At 60.9% G+C, this 18,076-nt stretch carries 16 protein-coding genes and 1 pseudogene; 10 read left to right on the top strand and 7 right to left on the bottom strand.

The genetic code is table 11. From position 1 onward, the window contains the following. Positions 1 to 38: 38 nt before the first annotated feature. The 3 genes from WBB95_RS07550 to WBB95_RS07540 all read right to left on the bottom strand — a co-directional run bounded on the left by WBB95_RS07550 (position 39) and on the right by WBB95_RS07540 (position 2,610). Positions 39 to 596 (bottom strand): L-threonylcarbamoyladenylate synthase, encoded by a 558-nt coding sequence (locus WBB95_RS07550; protein ID WP_424486996.1) that lies wholly within the window; start codon positions 594 to 596, stop codon positions 39 to 41. Between the two features lie 70 nt (positions 597 to 666). Then, the gene (dprA, locus tag WBB95_RS07545) at positions 667 to 1,770 is read right to left on the bottom strand and encodes a DNA-processing protein DprA (protein WP_424486995.1); all 1,104 of its coding nucleotides are present in this window, start codon (positions 1,768 to 1,770) and stop codon (positions 667 to 669) included. A gap of 63 nt (positions 1,771 to 1,833) precedes the next feature. Next, on the bottom strand, positions 1,834 to 2,610 hold the full coding sequence (locus WBB95_RS07540) for a peptidoglycan-binding protein (protein WP_424486994.1): 777 nt from the start codon (positions 2,608 to 2,610) through the stop codon (positions 1,834 to 1,836). Between the two features lie 135 nt (positions 2,611 to 2,745). Between WBB95_RS07540 and def the strand changes: the two genes are divergently transcribed. The 5 genes from def (at position 2,746) to WBB95_RS07515 (ending at position 7,422) form a co-directional block, all read left to right on the top strand. Then, on the top strand, positions 2,746 to 3,252 hold the full coding sequence (gene def / locus WBB95_RS07535) for a peptide deformylase (RefSeq protein ID WP_424486993.1): 507 nt from the start codon (positions 2,746 to 2,748) through the stop codon (positions 3,250 to 3,252). A gap of 69 nt (positions 3,253 to 3,321) precedes the next feature. After that, complete coding sequence (gene fmt, locus WBB95_RS07530) at positions 3,322 to 4,275, top strand: methionyl-tRNA formyltransferase (RefSeq protein ID WP_424486992.1); 954 nt, start codon at positions 3,322 to 3,324, stop codon at positions 4,273 to 4,275. Beyond that, complete coding sequence (rsmB, locus tag WBB95_RS07525) at positions 4,272 to 5,582, top strand: 16S rRNA (cytosine(967)-C(5))-methyltransferase RsmB (RefSeq protein WP_424486991.1); 1,311 nt, start codon at positions 4,272 to 4,274, stop codon at positions 5,580 to 5,582. Before fmt ends, rsmB begins: the two co-directional genes overlap by 4 nt. A gap of 22 nt (positions 5,583 to 5,604) precedes the next feature. After that, positions 5,605 to 6,978, top strand: a complete 1,374-nt coding sequence (trkA, locus tag WBB95_RS07520) for a Trk system potassium transporter TrkA (protein WP_424486990.1) — start codon at positions 5,605 to 5,607, stop codon at positions 6,976 to 6,978. Between the two features lie 132 nt (positions 6,979 to 7,110). Further along, positions 7,111 to 7,422: a hypothetical protein gene (locus WBB95_RS07515; protein ID WP_424486989.1), complete on the top strand. Its 312-nt coding sequence runs from the start codon at positions 7,111 to 7,113 to the stop codon at positions 7,420 to 7,422. Positions 7,423 to 7,553: 131 nt separating this feature from the next. On the opposite strand, the gene WBB95_RS07510 is transcribed toward WBB95_RS07515, so the two are convergent. Both WBB95_RS07510 and WBB95_RS07505 read right to left on the bottom strand, forming a co-directional pair. Continuing rightward, complete coding sequence (locus WBB95_RS07510; RefSeq protein ID WP_424486988.1) at positions 7,554 to 8,441, bottom strand: lysophospholipid acyltransferase; 888 nt, start codon at positions 8,439 to 8,441, stop codon at positions 7,554 to 7,556. A 40-nt stretch (positions 8,442 to 8,481) separates the two neighbouring features. After that, complete coding sequence (locus WBB95_RS07505; protein ID WP_424486987.1) at positions 8,482 to 9,039, bottom strand: DNA-3-methyladenine glycosylase I; 558 nt, start codon at positions 9,037 to 9,039, stop codon at positions 8,482 to 8,484. 81 nt (positions 9,040 to 9,120) lie between these two features. Here WBB95_RS07505 and glyQ point away from each other — a divergent pair, with 81 nt between their 5' ends. The 4 genes from glyQ (at position 9,121) to WBB95_RS07485 (ending at position 13,517) form a co-directional block, all read left to right on the top strand. Beyond that, positions 9,121 to 10,074 carry a glycine--tRNA ligase subunit alpha gene (glyQ, locus tag WBB95_RS07500; protein ID WP_003213601.1) on the top strand — a complete coding sequence of 318 codons (954 nt, stop codon included), beginning with the start codon at positions 9,121 to 9,123 and terminating at the stop codon, positions 10,072 to 10,074. Continuing rightward, on the top strand, positions 10,071 to 12,125 hold the full coding sequence (gene glyS, locus WBB95_RS07495) for a glycine--tRNA ligase subunit beta (protein ID WP_424486986.1): 2,055 nt from the start codon (positions 10,071 to 10,073) through the stop codon (positions 12,123 to 12,125). The genes glyQ and glyS overlap by 4 nt, the downstream gene beginning before the upstream one ends. Next, entirely contained in the window at positions 12,125 to 12,664 is a 540-nt protein-coding gene (gene gmhB / locus WBB95_RS07490) for a D-glycero-beta-D-manno-heptose 1,7-bisphosphate 7-phosphatase (protein WP_424486998.1), read from the top strand. The genes glyS and gmhB overlap by 1 nt, the downstream gene beginning before the upstream one ends. 82 nt (positions 12,665 to 12,746) lie before the next feature. Continuing rightward, complete coding sequence (locus WBB95_RS07485; RefSeq protein ID WP_424486985.1) at positions 12,747 to 13,517, top strand: lysophospholipid acyltransferase family protein; 771 nt, start codon at positions 12,747 to 12,749, stop codon at positions 13,515 to 13,517. 182 nt (positions 13,518 to 13,699) lie between these two features. Here the strand turns inward: WBB95_RS07485 and WBB95_RS07480 are convergent, their stop codons facing one another. Then, positions 13,700 to 15,976 carry a CHASE2 domain-containing protein gene (locus tag WBB95_RS07480; RefSeq protein WP_424486997.1) on the bottom strand — a complete coding sequence of 759 codons (2,277 nt, stop codon included), beginning with the start codon at positions 15,974 to 15,976 and terminating at the stop codon, positions 13,700 to 13,702. Positions 15,977 to 16,385: 409 nt separating this feature from the next. Between WBB95_RS07480 and WBB95_RS07475 the strand changes: the two genes are divergently transcribed. Further along, complete coding sequence (locus WBB95_RS07475) at positions 16,386 to 17,108, top strand: response regulator transcription factor (protein WP_424486984.1); 723 nt, start codon at positions 16,386 to 16,388, stop codon at positions 17,106 to 17,108. A gap of 345 nt (positions 17,109 to 17,453) precedes the next feature. On the opposite strand, the pseudogene WBB95_RS07470 reads toward WBB95_RS07475, so the two are convergent. Next, a pseudogene (locus tag WBB95_RS07470) lies at positions 17,454 to 17,957 on the bottom strand (DDE-type integrase/transposase/recombinase); the annotation flags it as partial. Positions 17,958 to 18,076 lie beyond the last annotated feature (119 nt).

Below are 18,076 nucleotides of genomic sequence, written 5' to 3'. Positions count from 1 at the left end.
GTGGGAGCGGGCTTGCTCGCGAAGGCCTCGCCTCGGTCTCAGGAGGGCCGCACCACCTCGCCCGTCGCCAAGTCCCGAATCAGGCTCGGATTCTTGCGCCCACCCAAGGCGCCACCCAACACCAAATCAACCTGGCCGCGGAAATACTGCTCCACGCGAAGCCGCGTGCGCGCGGAAGGACGCCCTTGCGGGTTGGCCGAGGTGGAAATCAGCGGCCCCACTAACGAGCACAAGTCCCGCACCAGCGGATGATCGCTGACCCGCAAGGCCACCGTATCATGCACACCGGTCACCCATTCAGGCAGCAAGCCCTGATGTGGCACCAGCCAGGTGTTCGGGCCCGGCCAGGTGCTGGCCATGCGCTCGATCCAGGTGTCCGGGAAGTCTTCGAACAGGAAGTCGAACTGACGGATGTTGTCCGCCACCAGAATCAGGCCCTTATCCACCGAGCGATTCTTGATCGCCAGCAGCCGGTCCACCGCGTCTTCATTCCACGGGTCGCAGCCCAGGCCCCAGACCGCTTCGGTCGGATAAGCAATCACCGCGCCAGCGCGAATTTCTCGTGCGGCTTCCAGCACACGCCACCTGTTGACCATTACTCACTCTCCGAACTAAAGCTCTGCGCAGTTTACCGATCTTCTGCACAAAACCCAGTGCCAAACCCGGCTACAACAGCTGGCAGCGCCCACGCCAGCGCCCACTTTCGCAGATCACCTGGCCTTCAAGTTCGAGCTCCGTCAAGGTCGCCAGCACCTGCGACAACGGCCGCCCGCTGGCGATCGCCAACGCTTCGCTGGTGTGCGGCGCTGCATGTAGCAGTGCCACCAGCGGATGGGTAACCGGCATCGGCGCCGGACGCGACAGCGCCTGCCAACCGCGCAGGCCTTCGAGAATGTGCTCGATGGTTTCCACCAGTGTCGCGCCGTCGCGGATCAACTGGTGGCAGCCCTTGGCAGCCGGGTGGTGAATGGAGCCCGGAATCGCATATACCTCGCGTCCTTGTTCAGCCGCCAGCCGCGCCGTGATCAGCGAACCGCTGGCCACACCGGCTTCCACCACCAGCACGCCAAGGGACAAGCCACTGATGATCCGGTTGCGCCGAGGGAAGTTGCCGGGCTGCGGCGCGGCGTCCAGCGGAAACTCAGACACTACCGCGCTGCCCTGGGCAATCATCGCCTCCGCGAGCTTTTTGTGGCGCTGTGGATAAAAGTTTTCGAGGCCGGTGCCGAGCACGCCGATTGTCTGCCCGCCGACATCCAAAGCGGCTTGATGCGCCGCGCCGTCGATGCCCAATGCCAGACCGCTGGTGATGACAAAACCGGCGCTCGCCAGGCTGCGGGAAAAGGCCGCAGCGGTGTCCATGCCGGGGCGGGAAGCACGGCGGCTGCCGACCATGGCCAGTTGCGGTTTTTCCAGAATCGCGGGGTCGCCGGCGACGAATAATAACGGTGGGGCATCGTCGATCTGGGCAAGCAGTGCCGGGTACTCAAGTTGGTCCCACATCAGCAAATGCTGGGCCGGGCGCTCCAACCAGGCTAACGCAGCACTGGCTCCATCACGAACTTGCGGGCTGCGCCGCGCGTCGGCACAGATGGCCGGCAAGCCAAGGGACCGCCAGGCACTGGCAGGCGCACTGATAGCCTTTGAGGCAGAGCCGAACGCTTCAATCAACCGGCTGAAACGCTTGGGACCCAGTTCCGGCAGCCTGTGCAAGCGTAGTCGAGCTTCCAGTTCTGACGGAGAAATTTCGTTACTGTTTATCGGATACATCTGATCATCCTTGACCGGAACAAGCTGTGGATAACTCTGTTGGTAACTTATTTAGCAGGCTATTTATTGCGTTTGACGCGCAGTCTCGAAACGGTCCATCACCGCCAGTGAACGTGAGGCGCTGAGCACCAGGCCATAACTGAGCTTTTCATAGGTTCGAAACACCAGCAGGGTGCCGGCGCGCTCATCGGGGAGTTGGGTTTGGGCACCGGTCAGTTGGTCTCGCACCATTGCGCCGGTCTTGATCACGGTCAGCAATTGGCCTTCGACCAGGCCGTCACGGCGGCCTTTATTCAAGGTCACGGCGTCCAGCACGCCGATTTGAGTTACGCCCCTGGGGATGTCGATGATGTGCCCTTCGATCACCGGCGCGCGCGCCGAAGCCTCCAGCCTTGAAAGTGCGGTGGACGTTTCAGCACGCAGCAGACGGTCACCGGGGCGTACTTCCTGAGTCACCCGCTGCACCGCCAGGGTGGTGAGGTCACCGGCCATGACAAAGCGCGCGGTGCCGATGTCATCGGCATTGATGCCCAGCAATTCCTGAGTGTGAGGGTCGGTGTAAGTCTTGCCCCGGCGGAAGATTCCGTAGCTGGGCTGGGCCGAGTCGAGGTTGCCCCGGGCGTGCACGCGGTCGCCATGGGCGCCGAGCACACGTCCCGCCTCTGCCGAAACAATGTAGAGCGCGCGGTCCAGATCCTGTGGATTATCAAGAATGCGGTTGTGCAGTAAAAAACGCTGGATGGCCTGCTGTGACGGTTGATCCAGACGCTGTCCGGGCTGGGGAAGCAGGGCCACGGCAAACGGGGCCCACAGCAGCAAGACGAGTAGCGATTTCCTCATGGGGTGAATCTCCTTTATTATGTGCGTTCGCGTGAAATGCCAGAGCCTTCGCGGCTTTGGGGCGTTTCACACCGGCTGTGTGGGTCCATCCCAACGCCGATTTGCCTCTACCTCACATGTGCAGCAATTACGCTTATGGCTATTTTGAACATCCTCGAATTTCCCGACTCGCGCCTGCGCACGCTCGCCAAACCGGTGGCCGTAGTGGACGACAAGGTTCGTCAGTTGGTCGATGACATGTTTGAAACAATGTATGAAGCCCCGGGCATCGGCCTCGCCGCCACCCAGGTCAACGTGCATCAGCGTGTCGTGGTCATGGACCTGTCGGAAGATCGCAGCGAGCCGCGGGTGTTTATCAACCCCGAGTTCGAACCGCTGACCGAAGAGATGGGCGAATACCAGGAAGGCTGCCTGTCGGTGCCGGAGTTCTATGAGAACGTCGAACGCCCGCTGCGCGTGAAGATCAAGGCGCTGGACCGTGACGGCAAGCCCTACGAGCTGATCGCCGAGGGCCTGTTGGCGGTGTGCATCCAGCACGAATGCGACCACCTCAACGGCAAGCTGTTTGTCGATTACCTGTCCACGCTTAAACGCGACAGGATCAAGAAGAAGCTGGAAAAAAAGCATCGCCAGCAAGCTTGATGCCCTTCTTCCAAAGGCTTGCTGCGGCAAGCCTTTTTCTTTTGTGACTGTTTTTAACCGAGACCTCCCATGACCGAGCCACTGCGCATTGTTTTTGCCGGTACACCCGAATTTGCCGCCGAACACCTCAAGGCGCTGCTCGCCAGCCCTCATGACATCGTCGCGGTGTACACCCAGCCGGATCGCCCGGCCGGTCGCGGGCAAAAACTGATGCCGAGCCCGGTCAAGCAATTGGCCCTGGAGCACAACATTCCCGTGCTGCAACCGCCGACCCTGCGCAACGCCGAGGCCCAAGCCGAAATGGCCGGGTTGAAACCAGACCTGCTGGTGGTGGTGGCTTACGGCTTGATCCTGCCGCAGGCGGTGCTGGATATTCCGCGCCTGGGCTGCATCAACAGCCACGCCTCGCTGCTGCCACGCTGGCGCGGTGCGGCGCCAATCCAGCGCGCCGTCGAAGCCGGTGACAGCGAGAGCGGCGTGACCGTGATGCGCATGGAGGCGGGCCTGGACACCGGCCCGATGCTGCTCAAGGTCACCACGCCGATCACCGCCCAAGACACTGGCGGCAGCCTGCACGACCGCCTTGCCGAGCTGGGCCCGCCTGCCGTGATCGAGGCCATCGCGGGCCTGGCGGCCGGCACCCTCGACGGCGACGTGCAGGACGACAGCCTGGCCACCTACGCGCACAAACTGAACAAAGACGAAGCACGCATCGACTGGAGCCGCCCGGCCGTTGAGCTGGAGCGCCTGGTGCGCGCCTTCAACCCGTGGCCGATCTGCCACAGCACGCTCAACGGCGAAGCCTTGAAGGTGTTGGCCGCGACCCTGGCTGACGGCAAAGGCGCACCCGGCGAGATCATCGGCGCCAGCAAGGAGGGCCTTCTGGTCGCTTGCGGTGAGCAGGCGCTGTGCCTGACGCGTCTGCAATTGCCCGGTGGCAAAGCGCTTAATTTCAGCGATTTGTTCAACAGCCGTCGTGAGAAATTTGCCATGGGCACCGTCCTTGGGGTGGCTGCGCAATGAACCCGCGTCTGGCCGCCGCCAAGGCACTCGCCGCCGTACTCAACGGCAAGGCTTCGCTGAACAGTTCGTTGCCTACCCAGATGGACAAGGTCGAAGACCGTGATCGCGGTTTCACCCAGGACCTGGCCTTCGGCACCGCCCGCTGGCAGCCTCGTTTGTCGGCGCTGGCGGCCAAGCTGCTGCAGAAGCCGTTCAAGGCTGCCGATGCCGATGTGGAGGCGCTGCTGCTGGTCGGCCTCTATCAGTTGCTCTACACCCGCGTGCCGCCCCACGCCGCCATCGGTGAAACCGTCGGTTGTGCCGACAAACTGAAAAAGCCCTGGGCCAAAGCCCTGCTCAATGCCGTGCTGCGCCGCGCGCAACGTGAGAGCGAAGCGCTGCTGGCCGAGCTGGAGCATGACCCGGTGGTGCGCACTGCGCACCCGCGCTGGCTGCAAAAATCCCTCAAAGCCTTCTGGCCTGAGCAATGGGAAGCCATTTGCGCCGCCAACAATGCACACCCGCCAATGATCCTGCGCCTTAACCGTCGCCATCACAGCCGCGACGCCTACCTGCAACTGCTGGCTGACGCCGGCATCAACGCCACGCCGTGCGTGTACAGCATCGACGGCATCGTGCTCGAAGCGGCCGCCGACGTGCGCAGCCTGCCGGGCTTTGCCGAAGGCTGGATCAGCGTGCAGGACGAAGCGGCGCAATTGGCCGCCGACCTGCTCGACCTGGCGCCCGGCCAACGGGTGCTCGACGCCTGCTGCGCCCCCGGCGGCAAGACGTGTCACATCCTGGAGGTGGAAAAAGACCTCGCCGGTGTGGTCGCTGTCGACCTGGAGGCCAAGCGCCTGGTGCGCGTGCGCGAAAACCTCGCACGCCTGGGCTTGAGTGCCGAGCTGATCGCCGCCGATGGCCGCGACACCGCCACTTGGTGGGACGGCAAACCGTTCCAGCGCATCCTGCTGGACGCGCCGTGCTCGGCCACCGGCGTGATCCGCCGCCACCCGGACATCAAGCTGACCCGCCAACCCGACGACATCGCCGCGCTGGCCGTGCTGCAAGGCGAACTGCTCGACGCCCTGTGGCCAACCCTGGAAGTCGGCGGCATCCTGCTCTACGCCACGTGCTCGACCTTGCCCACCGAGAATACCGAGGTGATCGAAGCCTTCCTCGCCCGCACCAGCGGCGCGCGCGAACTGGACCTCGCCACCGCGGCCGGCATCAAGCAGCCCCACGGCCGCCAATTGCTTGCGCAGGAAGGCGGACACGATGGCTTCTACTACGCCAAACTGATCAAGATTGCCGCCGCGCGCGGCTGAATGGTTTTAAGGGAGTGAACGGATGAAAATCATCATCCTTGGCGCAGGGCAAGTCGGCGGCACGCTGGCCGAACATCTGGCCGGCGAAGCCAACGACATCACGGTGGTCGACACCGACGCCGAGCGCCTGCGCAACCTCGGCGACCGCCTGGACATCCGCACCGTGCAAGGCCGCGCGTCGTTCCCGACCGTGCTGCGCCAAGCCGGCGCGGACGATGCCGACATGCTCGTGGCGGTGACCAACAGTGACGAGACCAACATGGTCGCCTGCCAGGTCGCCCACACCCTGTTCCACACGCCGACCAAAATCGCCCGGGTACGTGAGGCGGCTTACCTGACCCGTGCAGGGCTTTTCGACAACGATGCGATTCCGGTGGACGTGTTGATCAGCCCGGAGCAGGTGGTAACTCACTACATCAAGCGCTTGATCGAGATTCCGGGTGCCCTGCAGGTGATCGACTTCGCCGAAGGCAAGGCGCAATTGGTGGCGGTCAAGGCTTACTACGGCGGGCCATTGGTGGGCCAGCAACTGCGCCAGCTGCGTGAGCACATGCCCAACGTGGAAACCCGTGTGGCTGCGATTTTCCGCCGCGACCGGCCGATCCTGCCCCAGGGCGACACGGTGATCGAGGCCGACGACGAAGTTTTTTTCATCGCCGCCAAAGATAATATTCGTGCGGTCATGAGCGAAATGCGCCGGCTGGATGAAACCTATAAGCGCATTGTCATCGCCGGTGGTGGGCAGATTGGTGAGCGCTTGGCCGAAGCCATCGAGAGCCGCTACCAGGTGAAGATCATCGAGATGAATCCGGCACGTTGCCGGCATTTGTCCGACACGCTCGACAGCACGGTCGTACTGCAAGGCAGTGCCTCGGACCGCGACTTGCTGATGGAAGAGAACATCGCCGACGCCGATATCTTCCTGGCCCTGACCAACGATGACGAAGCCAACATCATGTCTTCGTTGCTGGCCAAGCGGCTGGGGGCGAAAAAGGTGATGACCATCATCAACAACCCGGCCTATGTCGACCTGATCCAGGGCGGCGATATCGACATCGCCATCAGCCCGCAGCTGGCGACCATCGGCACCTTGCTCGCCCACGTGCGCCGTGGCGATATCGTCAGCGTGCATTCCCTGCGCCGGGGCGCGGCGGAGGCCATCGAGGCGATTGCCCACGGTGACTCGAAGTCGAGCAAGGTGATCGGCAAGGCCATCCGCGACATCGGCCTGCCGCCGGGCACCACCATCGGCGCGATCATTCGCGATGAAGAGGTGATCATCGCCCACGACGACACGGTGATCGCCACGGGTGATCACGTAATCTTGTTCCTGGTGGATAAAAAACATATCCGCGATGTGGAGAAGTTGTTCCACGTGGGGTTGAGCTTTTTCTGATTAAAATCGGCTGAGCCGGCCACCGTCATCGCGGGCAAGCCCGCTCGCACAGTTGATCGCCTTCCCCCTGTGGAAGCGGGGTTGCCCGCGGTGGCGATGTTGCAAATCCTACCTGACTAAAGGACCCGCGCCATGCTCGAATCCCTGGAAAAAATGCTCGCCAAAGGTGTGGATAACTCACTGCTGCGCTTCGGTTTGGGCAAGGGTTATCTGGATGTGAAGGACAACGCCAAGGCGGTGGAGCATTTGCAGAAGTGCGTCGAGTTTGACCCCAAGTATTCGGCGGCGTGGAAACTGTTGGGCAAGGCGCAGGCGGGGTTGGGAGATAGCGCTGCAGCACGGCTGGCGTGGGAGAAGGGCATCGAAGCGGCCCAGGCGCACGGCGACAAACAGGCCGAGAAAGAGATGACGGTGTTCGTGAAGAAACTCGACCGCCAGCCCTGAGCCGAACCCCTGTGGGAGCTGGCTTGCCTGCGATTGCATCACCTCGGTGTGACTGAACGACCGAGTTGCCTGCATCGCAGGCAAGCCAGCTCCCACATTAGATCTTTAGTGATCTTGAATTCGGCGGTGAATCAATACCACCGCGCTTCACCCGGCGGGCGTTTCTTGAAGCGCTTCATGCTCCACATGTATTGGCTCGGGTAAGCCCCGACATACCGCTCCACCACCTTGCTCATCGCCGCGCAGGACGTGGCGGTGTCGGTGCTGTACATGTCTTCCGGCGCCGCTTCCAGGATCACTTTGTAACCCGAACCGTCCGGCAGCCGCAGGGCATGCAGGAACACGCCGACGGCCTTGTGGCCCGCGAGCATGTTCGGCACGAACTTGCTGGTCAGCGCCTGGGTGGCGAAAAACGGCACGAAGATCCCGGCGGATTCGGCCGGCTCCGGGTCAGCCGGAATGCCCACTTGGCCGCCTTTGCGCACTTCCTTGATCACACTCAGAATGCCTTCCTTGGTCGACGCCGCCACGCGGTTGCCCAATTGCACGCGTTGCTTGCGCAGCAAGTCATCCACGGCCTTGAGCTTTGGCGGCCGGTAGAAAATGATCGGTTTGCACTGGCTGCAATAGAAGTGGTTCAGCACTTCCCAGTTGCCCAGGTGGCTGGTGATACCCACCACGCCTTTGCCCGAGGCCAAGGCTTCCTGCAGCACTTCCAGGCCTTCGACTTCACGCACCAAGTCAATCGAACGCTGGGCCGGCCAGATCCAGGCGCAGGCGCTTTCGGTCAGGGACTTGCCGATGTCCATCAGGCTCTGGCCAACCAGGCGCTCGCGTGCGGCCGGGTCCATGTCGGGGAAACATTTGGACAGGTTGATCCGCACGGTGTCGCGCGAGCGGTTGGGGGTTTTCCACATGAGCCAGCCAATCGCCGTGCCGACGGCCTGAACGGCACGCCAAGGCAACAGGGCAAACAACCGGAGAGCGCCTACCAGCAAGGCGCCTTTAAACTTTTCCACAGGTCACTCCTGATCGTGTGTGGTGCGCAAAGCGGGCATTCTAACCGGCGTTGGCCAGGTCCGCGTAACGGTCGCAGTCCTGGGTGTGGTCCATGACCATGCCGGAAGCCTGCATGAACGCGTCGCAAATGGTCGGGCCGACAAAGGTGAAGCCGGCTTTTTTCAGGGCTTTGCTCATGGCTTCGGCCTCTGGCGTAATCGCCGGGACTTCGCTGCGCTCCCTGAAATGATTGACCTTGGGCACGCCGCCGACAAACGACCAGAGCAAGCCAACCGGGTCTTCCAGCGCCAGCCAGGCGGCGGCATTACGGCGGGTGGCGTTGAGCTTCAGGCGGTTGCGCACGATGCCTGGGTCGAGCATCAGCGCCTCGATTTCGTCATCGCTCAGCGTGACCAAACGGTGCGGATCAAACCCGAACAAGACCTTCCGGTAATGCTCGCGTTTGCGTAAAACGGTGATCCACGACAGGCCCGCCTGGAACCCTTCGAGTAAAAGCAACTCGAACAAGCCCTGCGCATCGCGCAGCGGCGTTCCCCACTCCTGATCGTGATATGCCATGTACAGCGGATCTTCAGAACACCAAAAGCAGCGTGGCATAAGGCTCCAGGGGATGGTGGCGCGGCCGAATCGGGTATACTCCCGCTCTTTAAATCGCAGCCCAAGTAACAGGTGAATTTCGTGAGCCAGCCTACGCCAGCCGTGCGTACCTTCCAAGACTTGATCCTCGCCCTCCAGCAATACTGGGCCGAGCAAGGTTGTGTGGTACTTCAGCCCTACGATATGGAAGTAGGCGCCGGCACTTTCCATACCGCTACATTCCTGCGGGCCATCGGCCCGGAAACCTGGAACGCCGCTTATGTGCAGCCCAGTCGTCGCCCGACTGACGGCCGCTACGGCGAAAACCCGAACCGCCTGCAGCACTACTACCAGTTCCAGGTGGTACTGAAGCCAAACCCGGACAACTTCCAGGAGCTGTACCTGGGCTCGCTGAAACATGTCGGCCTGGACCCGCTGGTGCATGACATTCGATTCGTCGAAGACAACTGGGAATCGCCGACCCTGGGCGCCTGGGGCCTGGGCTGGGAAGTCTGGCTCAACGGCATGGAAGTCACGCAGTTCACCTACTTCCAGCAAGCGGGCGGCATCGAGTGCTACCCGGTGACCGGCGAAATCACCTACGGCCTTGAGCGTCTGGCCATGTACCTGCAAGGCGTCGACTCGGTCTACGACCTGGTATGGGCTGACGGCCCGTTCGGCAAAGTGACCTACGGCGACGTGTTCCACCAGAACGAAGTGGAGCAGTCCACATACAACTTCGAACACGCCAACGTCGAGAAGCTGTTCGAACTGTTCGACTTCTACGAAAGCGAAGCCAAGCGCCTGATCGAGCTCGACCAGCCGCTGCCGTTGCCGAGCTATGAAATGGTCTTGAAGGCGTCCCACACCTTCAACCTGCTGGATGCCCGTCGTGCCATCTCGGTAACCGCGCGCCAGCAATACATCCTGCGTGTACGCACCCTGGCGCGTTCCGTCGCCCAAGCCTACCTGCTGGCTCGCGCCAAGCTGGGCTTCCCGATGGCGACCCCGGACCTGCGTGATGAAGTGTTGGCTAAGCTGGAGGCTGCACAATGAGTGCTCAAGATTTCCTGGTTGAACTGGGCACCGAAGAACTGCCACCCAAGGCGCTCAACACGCTGGCCGATGCATTCCTGGCCGGCATCGAAAAAGGCCTGCAAACCGCCGGCCTGAAATTCGCCGCAAAAAAAGTCTACGCCGCGCCACGTCGCCTGGCTGTGTTGCTCACCGCGCTGGAAACCCAGCAGCCGGACCGCAGCATCAACCTCGACGGCCCGCCGCGTCAGGCTGCTTTCGACGCTGAAGGTAACCCGACTCAAGCCGCCCTCGGTTTTGCCAAAAAGTGTGGCGTCGAGCTCAGCGAGATCGACCAGAGCGGCCCGAAGCTGCGCTTCAGCCAGGTCATCACCGGCAAGCCGACCGCGAGCCTGTTGCCGACCATCGTTGAAGATTCCCTGAACGACCTGCCGATTCCCAAGCGCATGCGCTGGGGTGCGCGCAAAGAAGAATTCGTACGCCCGACCCAATGGCTGGTGATGCTGCTCGGTGACCGGGTCATCGATTGCACCATCCTCGCCCAGACGGCTGGCCGCGATTCGCGTGGTCACCGCTTCCACCATCCGCAAGCGGTGCGTATTACGTCGCCGGCCAACTATGCCGCTGACCTGCGTGCCGCTTACGTACTGGCCGATGCCAATGAGCGTCGCGAGCTGATCAGCAAGCGCACCGAAGAGCTGGCCCGCCTGCAGGAAGGCACCGCCATCGTGCCGCCAAGCCTGCTCGACGAAGTGACCGCTTTGGTTGAATGGCCAGTGCCGCTGGTGTGCTCGTTCGAAGAACGTTTCCTCGACGTGCCGCAAGAAGCCTTGATCACCACCATGCAGGACAACCAGAAGTATTTCTGCCTGCTGGACGTGGAAGGCAAGTTGCTGCCGCGCTTTATCACCGTGGCCAACATCGAGAGCAAGGACCCGCAACAGATCATCGAAGGTAACGAGAAAGTCGTTCGCCCGCGCCTGACTGACGCCGAGTTCTTCTTCAAGCAAGACAAGAAGCAGAAGCTCGAAGACTTCAACCTGCGTCTGCAAAACGTGGTGTTCCAGGAAAAACTCGGCAGCGTCTACGACAAGGCCGTGCGTGTTTCCAAGCTGGCCGCCTACATTGCGCCGCGCATTGGTGGTGACGCTGCCTGGGCTGCGCGTGCGGGCTTGCTGTCCAAGTGCGACCTGGCCACCGAGATGGTCGGCGAGTTCCCTGAGATGCAAGGTGTTGCCGGTTACTACTACGCCCTCAACGACGGCGAGCCGCAAGACGTGGCCCTGGCGCTGAACGAGCAGTACATGCCGCGCGGTGCTGGCGCCGAGCTGCCAAGCACCCTGACCGGTGCGGCCGTGGCCATCGCTGACAAGCTGGACACCCTCGTCGGTATCTTCGGTATCGGCATGTTGCCTACCGGCAGCAAAGACCCGTATGCACTGCGCCGTGCCGCGCTGGGCGTGCTGCGCATCCTGATCGACAAGAAGCTCGACCTCGACCTGACCCAGGCCGTGGTGTTCGCTGTCGGCCAGTTTGGCGGCAAGGTCAAGCAAGCCGGCCTGGCCGAGCAAGTGCTGGAGTTCGTGTTCGACCGCCTGCGTGCGCGTTACGAAGACGAAGGCGTGGACGTTTCCGTCTACCTGTCGGTACGTGCCCTGCAACCGGGCTCGGCGCTGGACTTCGACCAACGCGTGCAGGCCGTACAGGCCTTCCGCAAATTGCCGGAAGCCGGTGCGCTGGCCGCCGTGAACAAGCGTGTGTCGAACCTGCTGAGCAAGGCCGACAACCTCGGCAATGCCGAAGTCGACCCGGGCCTGTTTGCCGACGCCAAGGAGTTCTCGCTGAACTCGGCGATCGCCAAGGCGGAAAACGCGGTGAAGCCACTGTTGGCCGATCGTAACTACGCCGAAGCATTGGCGCGCTTGGCCACCTTGCGTGAGCCGGTGGATGCGTTCTTCGAAGCCGTGATGATCAATGCCGACGATGCCGGCGTGCGGAAAAACCGCTACGCCATGCTGGCGCGTCTGCGCGGCTTGTTCATCAACATCGCTGACATTTCCGTACTGGGCTGATCATGTTGAAACTGCTGATTCTCGATCGGGACGGGGTGATCAATGTCGACTCCGACGCTTACATCAAGTCGGTAGCGGAGTGGATTCCACTGCCCGGCTCGATCGAGGCCATCGCGCAGTTGAGCAAGGCCGGCTGGACCGTGGCCATCGCCACCAACCAGTCGGGCATTGCCCGCGGCTATTACGACATCGCCACCCTGGACGCCATGCACGCGCGCTTGCGCACGCTGGTGGCGGAGCAGGGCGGTGAGGTGGGGCTGGTGGTGTACTGCCCCCACGGGCCGGACGAGGGCTGCGATTGCCGCAAACCCAAGCCTGGCATGTTGAAAACTATTGCAGAACATTACAAGGTGCCCCTGGCTGGGCTATGGTTCGTCGGGGACAGCCTCGGTGACCTGGAGGCGGCCAAAGCCGTCGACTCTCAGCCAGTTTTGGTTAAGACCGGGAAAGGCGAAAAGACCCAGGCGAAGAACCTGCCGGTAGGCACCTTGATTTTTGACGATCTGGCGGCGGTTGCCGCAGAACTTATTAACAACTAGCCACCCTCGACTTCCTGAACAAGGATTGCTCGGGAGTGCGCTTTTAGCAGGCGGGCCATGTCCCGCAACGGTAAATGCCGCCATGTCGATCTTGCAGGCCATCAGAACCTTTTTCTTTTACCTGCTGCTGGGCACCAGTTCGTTTCTCTGGTGCACCCTGAGCTTTTTTATTGCACCCTTTCTGCCGTTCAAGGCGCGCTATCGCTTTATCAACGTCTATTGGTGCCGCTGCGCGTTGTGGCTGACCAAGGTGTTCCTGGGCATTCGTTTCGAGATCAAGGGCGCTGAAAACGTCCCGGACCAGCCTTGCGTGATTCTGTCGAACCACCAGAGCACCTGGGAGACATTCTTTCTGTCGGCGTACTTTTCACCCCTGAGCCAAGTGCTCAAGCGTGAGCTGCTGTATGTGCCGTTTTTCGGCTGGGCCATGGCCATGTTGCGTCCGATCGCCATCGACCGTGACAACCCCAAGGCTGCGCTCAAGCACGTGGCGAAGAAGGGCGATGAGCTGCTCAAGGATGGTGTTTGGGTGCTGATCTTCCCGGAAGGTACGCGGGTACCCTTCGGCACCGTAGGGAAGTTCTCGCGCGGTGGTACGGCTTTGGCGGTCAACGCCAACTTGCCCGTGTTGCCGATTGCGCATAACGCTGGCAAGTTCTGGCCGAAGACCGGTTGGGCTAAACGTGAAGGCACGATCACGGTTGTGATTGGCGAGCCGATGTATGCACAAGGCGAAGGGCCGCGCGCCATTGCTGCGTTGAATGACCGTGCTGCGGCGTGGAACGAAGCGCAGCAACGGGCCATGGGTTCGCTGCCGCCGGAGCCGGTTGTGGTGGACACACCGGCGATTTGAGCATCTGTGGATAACCTGTGTACGGTTTGTTGGCGAATGGCTGTTTTTGCTTCATAACAAGCTGATTTACTTACATATTTCCAGAGCTCATAAAATCTCGAAAAACGTGCATAAGTTTTTTCCGCATTAAAAAACCGGTCCTTGTGACCGGTTTTTTATGCACAGCAGAAAAGTACGTTTTTTCAATCTTCCAGCAAGGGCAGCTGCAGGCTGAAGGTAGAGCCTTTACCCAACTCGCTTTCACACAGAATGCGTCCGCCATGGCGCTCTATGACGGCCTTGACCATGGTCAGGCCCAATCCCAGCCCTTCACTGCCTTGGGCCGAATCAAAGCGTCGGTATTGGTTGAACAGCTCGGGCAGGTCCGCTGGCGCGATGCCGGGCCCCTGATCGCTGATGCGACACTCCAGCAAACCTTGTGTGCTGCCGTGGCTCAACGTCACGGTGGTGCCCGCAGGCGAGTATTTGATGGCGTTCTCCAGCACGTTGAACAGGGCCCGAGTGAGCAGCGACTGGTCGGCGGAAACCATGCCCTCATCGGCCTCATCCAAATCGTGCACCAAGTGAATGCCCTTGAGTTGGGCGATCACCGCCACTTGATCAAAGGCGTCCATCACCAGCATGGCAAACAGGCTGGGTTGGAACTGGTAGCCGTCGGCCTCGGCCTTGGCTAATTGCACGAAGGATTCAGTGAGGCTCAGGGCACGCCGCACTTGCTGTTCGATCTGGATAAAAACCGGTGACTCGCCGTTGTGCACATCCAGCAACGCCAGAATCGCCGAATGCGGCGCACGCAAGTCGTGGGACAGGAAGCGCAGCATCGTCTCGCGATGTTGCTGGGCATCCCGTTCCTTGCTCAGGTCCGTCAGGCTCAGCAACCAGCCGAGCGCGAAGTCACCTTCAGCCGGCAATAAGGGCGCGAGTTCCATGCGCAGGCTGCGTTGGTGAATGTCACGAAACTCGACCAGCTCCAGCGCAGAAAGCGCAGGGCGCACGCCGTTGTGCAGCGGCGGATAGCCCAGGTCGGCAAGCTGTTCGAGCAAATTGCCGCTGACCAGGTCATTGCCGAACACCTCACGGGCCACGCGGTTGGCCAGCAAGACGGTGCCATACGGGTCAGTAATCAGCGTCGCCACCGGCAGGCACTCCAGGCCGTCGGCCATAAAGCGGCGGGTGTCGCGTGTGCGGCTCACCGCTTGCTCCAGGGCAAAGATCCGGCCCTGCAATACATCGCCCTTGCTAGCGGGCGCGCGGCGGCGTTCGGGCAGCACTTTGGGTTCGTTGTCCAACCGCGCCAACTCCCAGCCAAAGTAGGCGAGGATCACGCTGAGGCGGCGCCAGTTCCAGATCAGGTAGCTGAGCAGCAAACCGATCAGGCACGCGGCGGGCGACCACCAGTGGCCCAGGCGTAGCAGCGCCCATGAACCGAGCAAGGCCGCAGCCATGCACCCCAAGGTCATCCACAGGGCATAGCGTGGGCGGTATAACAAAAGGCCCAGCAGCAACGCCACCAGCGAGGTCGCCATCAATGCCGCAAGCCAACCGGGGAGGTCGACAATACTGCGCCCTTGCAGCAAGCCATTGAGGATATTGGCCTGAATTTCAACGCCTGCCGTAGAGCCAACGGAGGAGGAAAGGGGCGTGATAAAGCGATCCCCCATGCCATACCCGGTAGCGCCAACCAGAATCAGCCGGCCGCGCAGCAATTCGGGCGGCACCTCGCCGCGCAACACGCTGACATAGGAGACGCTGGGAAACGTGTTATGGGCGGTGAACGGGACACGAACACCATGTTCCCGATGCCAGTGCGAGCCGGCCGATTCCTGAGGCAATCCCGGCATGGGCGATGCTTCGCCGCTCAAGGTATAGGCCAGCCACGCCAACTGGGGGAGGGTACTCCCCGGTGGGCCTTCGCGCATGTACAGGCGACGCACCACGCCATCGTTGTCGGCTTCAACATTAATGTGTCCCACGCCCTTGGCGCACTTGAGCAACGGCAATAGTTGCTCATCACGCGGGTTGGAACTCATTGTGCCGTCCACTACCAACGGCAATAAAACATTGCCAGCGTTGCACACTGCATCCGCCAGACGTTGGTCATCAACTGCATCGCTTGGCTCGCTAAAGATCACATCGAACAATATGCCTGCAGGCTGAGACGCACTGAGGCGATCTATCAGGTCAGCGTGCAGGCTGCGCGGCCATGGCCATTGGCCGAGATCTTTGAGGCTTTGATCATCAATGGTCACCAGCAGGATCCGGGGGTCAACCGGCAAAGGAGTGAGACGACGAAGGCTATCGTATAACGGGTTATTCAGGGCCAGGCCGGAGCTCAAGGACAGGTACGCGGTGAAGGGCAACAGCACCAAACCAATCCACAGCCACTCACGAATCAGGCCATGGAACAACAATTGAGCCTGGGTGGGTTGGCGTTTTTCCGCTTTGCGCCAGAGCATCACGAAGCGACCCCAGCAAGTGTGCACAGAGGCAGATAGTGAATGGTTAAACGTGTCATAAGCCCCGGCGTCTCCTTCCTGGCGTTGTTCTTCGAGCGCAATGTCCTGGAACCCATTGAAGCTCATTCCTGTCTCATGGAAAGATATTTCCAGAGTGTTTCGTATGGAAGCCTACCGCATTGACCTGCGGGCGATCGGAGGCGAGCCTTTTCCTTACGGGCAGGAGCCGGTATCGTCCATAGGACCACGGTCTTTCAACAGCTTAAAGGCGCTTTGACATCAGCGTACGCAGAGATCCATCGAGCTTTGAATCCGACCACAATTATTCAGATTCATAGATCGGTATCTGCGCAGGGTGTGCCGCTTCAACCAAGCCGCCGGCTGCCGCATTTTTTGTAGAAAGGACCCACCCATGCGTGTCGCAATACTGGATGACGAGCCCGCTGAATTGCGCCGGGTTGAACAGACACTGCGACAAATCCCCAGCACTGCGGAACAGCCCTGGACCCTGCATTGTTTCGAGCGCGGTGAGGATCTGCTGCGCCAACTGCGTCGGGAAACCTTTGACCTGCTGATACTCGACTGGCAATTGCCCGATATCACCGGCATTGCCTTGTTGCGCTGGACCCGCGAGCACATGGAGTCACCGCCGGCGGTGATCATGCTTACCAGCCGCGATGCCGAAAGCGATATTGTCATGGCACTCAACAGCGGGGCAGATGATTACGTCAGTAAACCCTTTCGCCCTAATGAACTGAAGGCCCGGGTCAGCGCCGTATTACGTCGTCACGGCCTGCAAAAATCCGCTACCCATGAAGTACAGAGCTTCAACGACCTGACCTTTGATGACGCTGAACTGACCGTAACCCGCGCTGGCAAACCGATCAATTTGACCGAACGTGAATACCGCCTCGCCAGTTGCCTGTTTTCCAACCTGGCGCGTCCGCTGTCTCGCGAGTATCTGTACGAGCGGTTCTGGACCCATGAGGAAATGGTTTCTTCACGGCCCTTGGATACCCATATCTACCGGCTGCGTAACAAGCTTGGGCTCACCGCAGACCGTGGCTGGCAGTTGTTGACCATCTATGGGTACGGCTACAGATTGGAGAGCGTTGCTGCGGCCAGCGCTGACTAAGATTGGTTATGTTCCACGTGGAGCATTTGAAAATCGCGCCTAATCATTACGCAATAAAAAAGGCCAACGCTAAGCGTTGGCCTTTTTTTAGCAGGCTGACCTGATCTGTAGGTTCACAAAATAGCTAATCCAGTAGGTCCAGCAAGCGCGGGGGAAAATCATCTTTTCTGTGAGTGCGGAGCAGGGGAGTAACGGAAAAGATGAGACAAGCCTGCTGGACTCACACAGTAGATGATCTATCGGAACAGCCGTGGCGAGATAGGGTAGGGTGGCATAGACCTATAAGCCCCGGCCTATTTTTAACTCGATGGACTTGCCCCTTCAAAACCGGACACCAACTCCCCGTTAAATTGATGCTGCTGCCAAGCGCCTGAACTCCCTAGGCGAGCGATAGCTCAAGGCGCTGTGCGGATGCTGCTCGTTGTAATGCTCGAAGGCAATTGCCAGGTTACGCAGCGCCGTTTCTCGATCCGGCTTGGGCATGTGCGCCACGTAATCCCGCTTCATCGTCTTCACGAAGCTCTCCGCCATGCCATTGCTCTGCGGGCTGCGTACTGGAGTGGTCACCGGCTGCAAGCCGATCTGCCGAGCAAACAGGCGCGTCTGTTCGGCGGTGTATGCCGAGCCGTTATCGCTGAGCCATTGCACCGGCGTGGTGGGCAGTTGATCACCGAAGCGCTTCTCCACGCTTTCCAGCATCAAGTCGCGGATATCATCACCGCTATACCCGGTCGGGCTGGCGACCCAGCCGATGGCTTCGCGGTCGCAGCAGTCCAGGGCGAAGGTCACGCTCAGTTTGGCGCCGTCCTCGCAACGGAATTCAAAGCCGTCCGAGCACCAATGCGGATTTCGGTGAACGTGACCGCTCATTTCGCTAACAACGTGACCGGTGCCTCCACCCAATTGCGCGGGGTTTAAATTCTAACCGCATCGGTCACGATGCGGCTTCTTCCTCCGTGTTTTTCCGC

It is taken from the genome of Pseudomonas sp., assembly GCF_049645325.1.
Classification (GTDB): domain Bacteria; phylum Pseudomonadota; class Gammaproteobacteria; order Pseudomonadales; family Pseudomonadaceae; genus Aquipseudomonas.
This window is presented reverse-complemented; position numbering and strand designations above follow the sequence as displayed.

What these genes read in the sequence shown, in the direction of transcription:
- WBB95_RS07540 (WP_424486994.1), bottom strand. Translation starts at nt 2,610, where the DNA reads ATGAGGAAATCGCTACTCGTCTTGCTGCTGTGGGCCCCGTTTGCCGTG.
- WBB95_RS07515 (WP_424486989.1), top strand. Translation starts at nt 7,111, where the DNA reads ATGCTCGAATCCCTGGAAAAAATGCTCGCCAAAGGTGTGGATAACTCA.
- WBB95_RS07475 (WP_424486984.1), top strand. Translation starts at nt 16,386, where the DNA reads ATGCGTGTCGCAATACTGGATGACGAGCCCGCTGAATTGCGCCGGGTT.
- WBB95_RS07485 (WP_424486985.1), top strand. Translation starts at nt 12,747, where the DNA reads ATGTCGATCTTGCAGGCCATCAGAACCTTTTTCTTTTACCTGCTGCTG.
- glyS (WP_424486986.1), top strand. Translation starts at nt 10,071, where the DNA reads ATGAGTGCTCAAGATTTCCTGGTTGAACTGGGCACCGAAGAACTGCCA.
- def (WP_424486993.1), top strand. Translation starts at nt 2,746, where the DNA reads ATGGCTATTTTGAACATCCTCGAATTTCCCGACTCGCGCCTGCGCACG.
- trkA (WP_424486990.1), top strand. Translation starts at nt 5,605, where the DNA reads ATGAAAATCATCATCCTTGGCGCAGGGCAAGTCGGCGGCACGCTGGCC.
- dprA (WP_424486995.1), bottom strand. Translation starts at nt 1,770, where the DNA reads ATGTATCCGATAAACAGTAACGAAATTTCTCCGTCAGAACTGGAAGCT.
- WBB95_RS07550 (WP_424486996.1), bottom strand. Translation starts at nt 596, where the DNA reads ATGGTCAACAGGTGGCGTGTGCTGGAAGCCGCACGAGAAATTCGCGCT.
- rsmB (WP_424486991.1), top strand. Translation starts at nt 4,272, where the DNA reads ATGAACCCGCGTCTGGCCGCCGCCAAGGCACTCGCCGCCGTACTCAAC.
- fmt (WP_424486992.1), top strand. Translation starts at nt 3,322, where the DNA reads ATGACCGAGCCACTGCGCATTGTTTTTGCCGGTACACCCGAATTTGCC.
- WBB95_RS07505 (WP_424486987.1), bottom strand. Translation starts at nt 9,039, where the DNA reads ATGCCACGCTGCTTTTGGTGTTCTGAAGATCCGCTGTACATGGCATAT.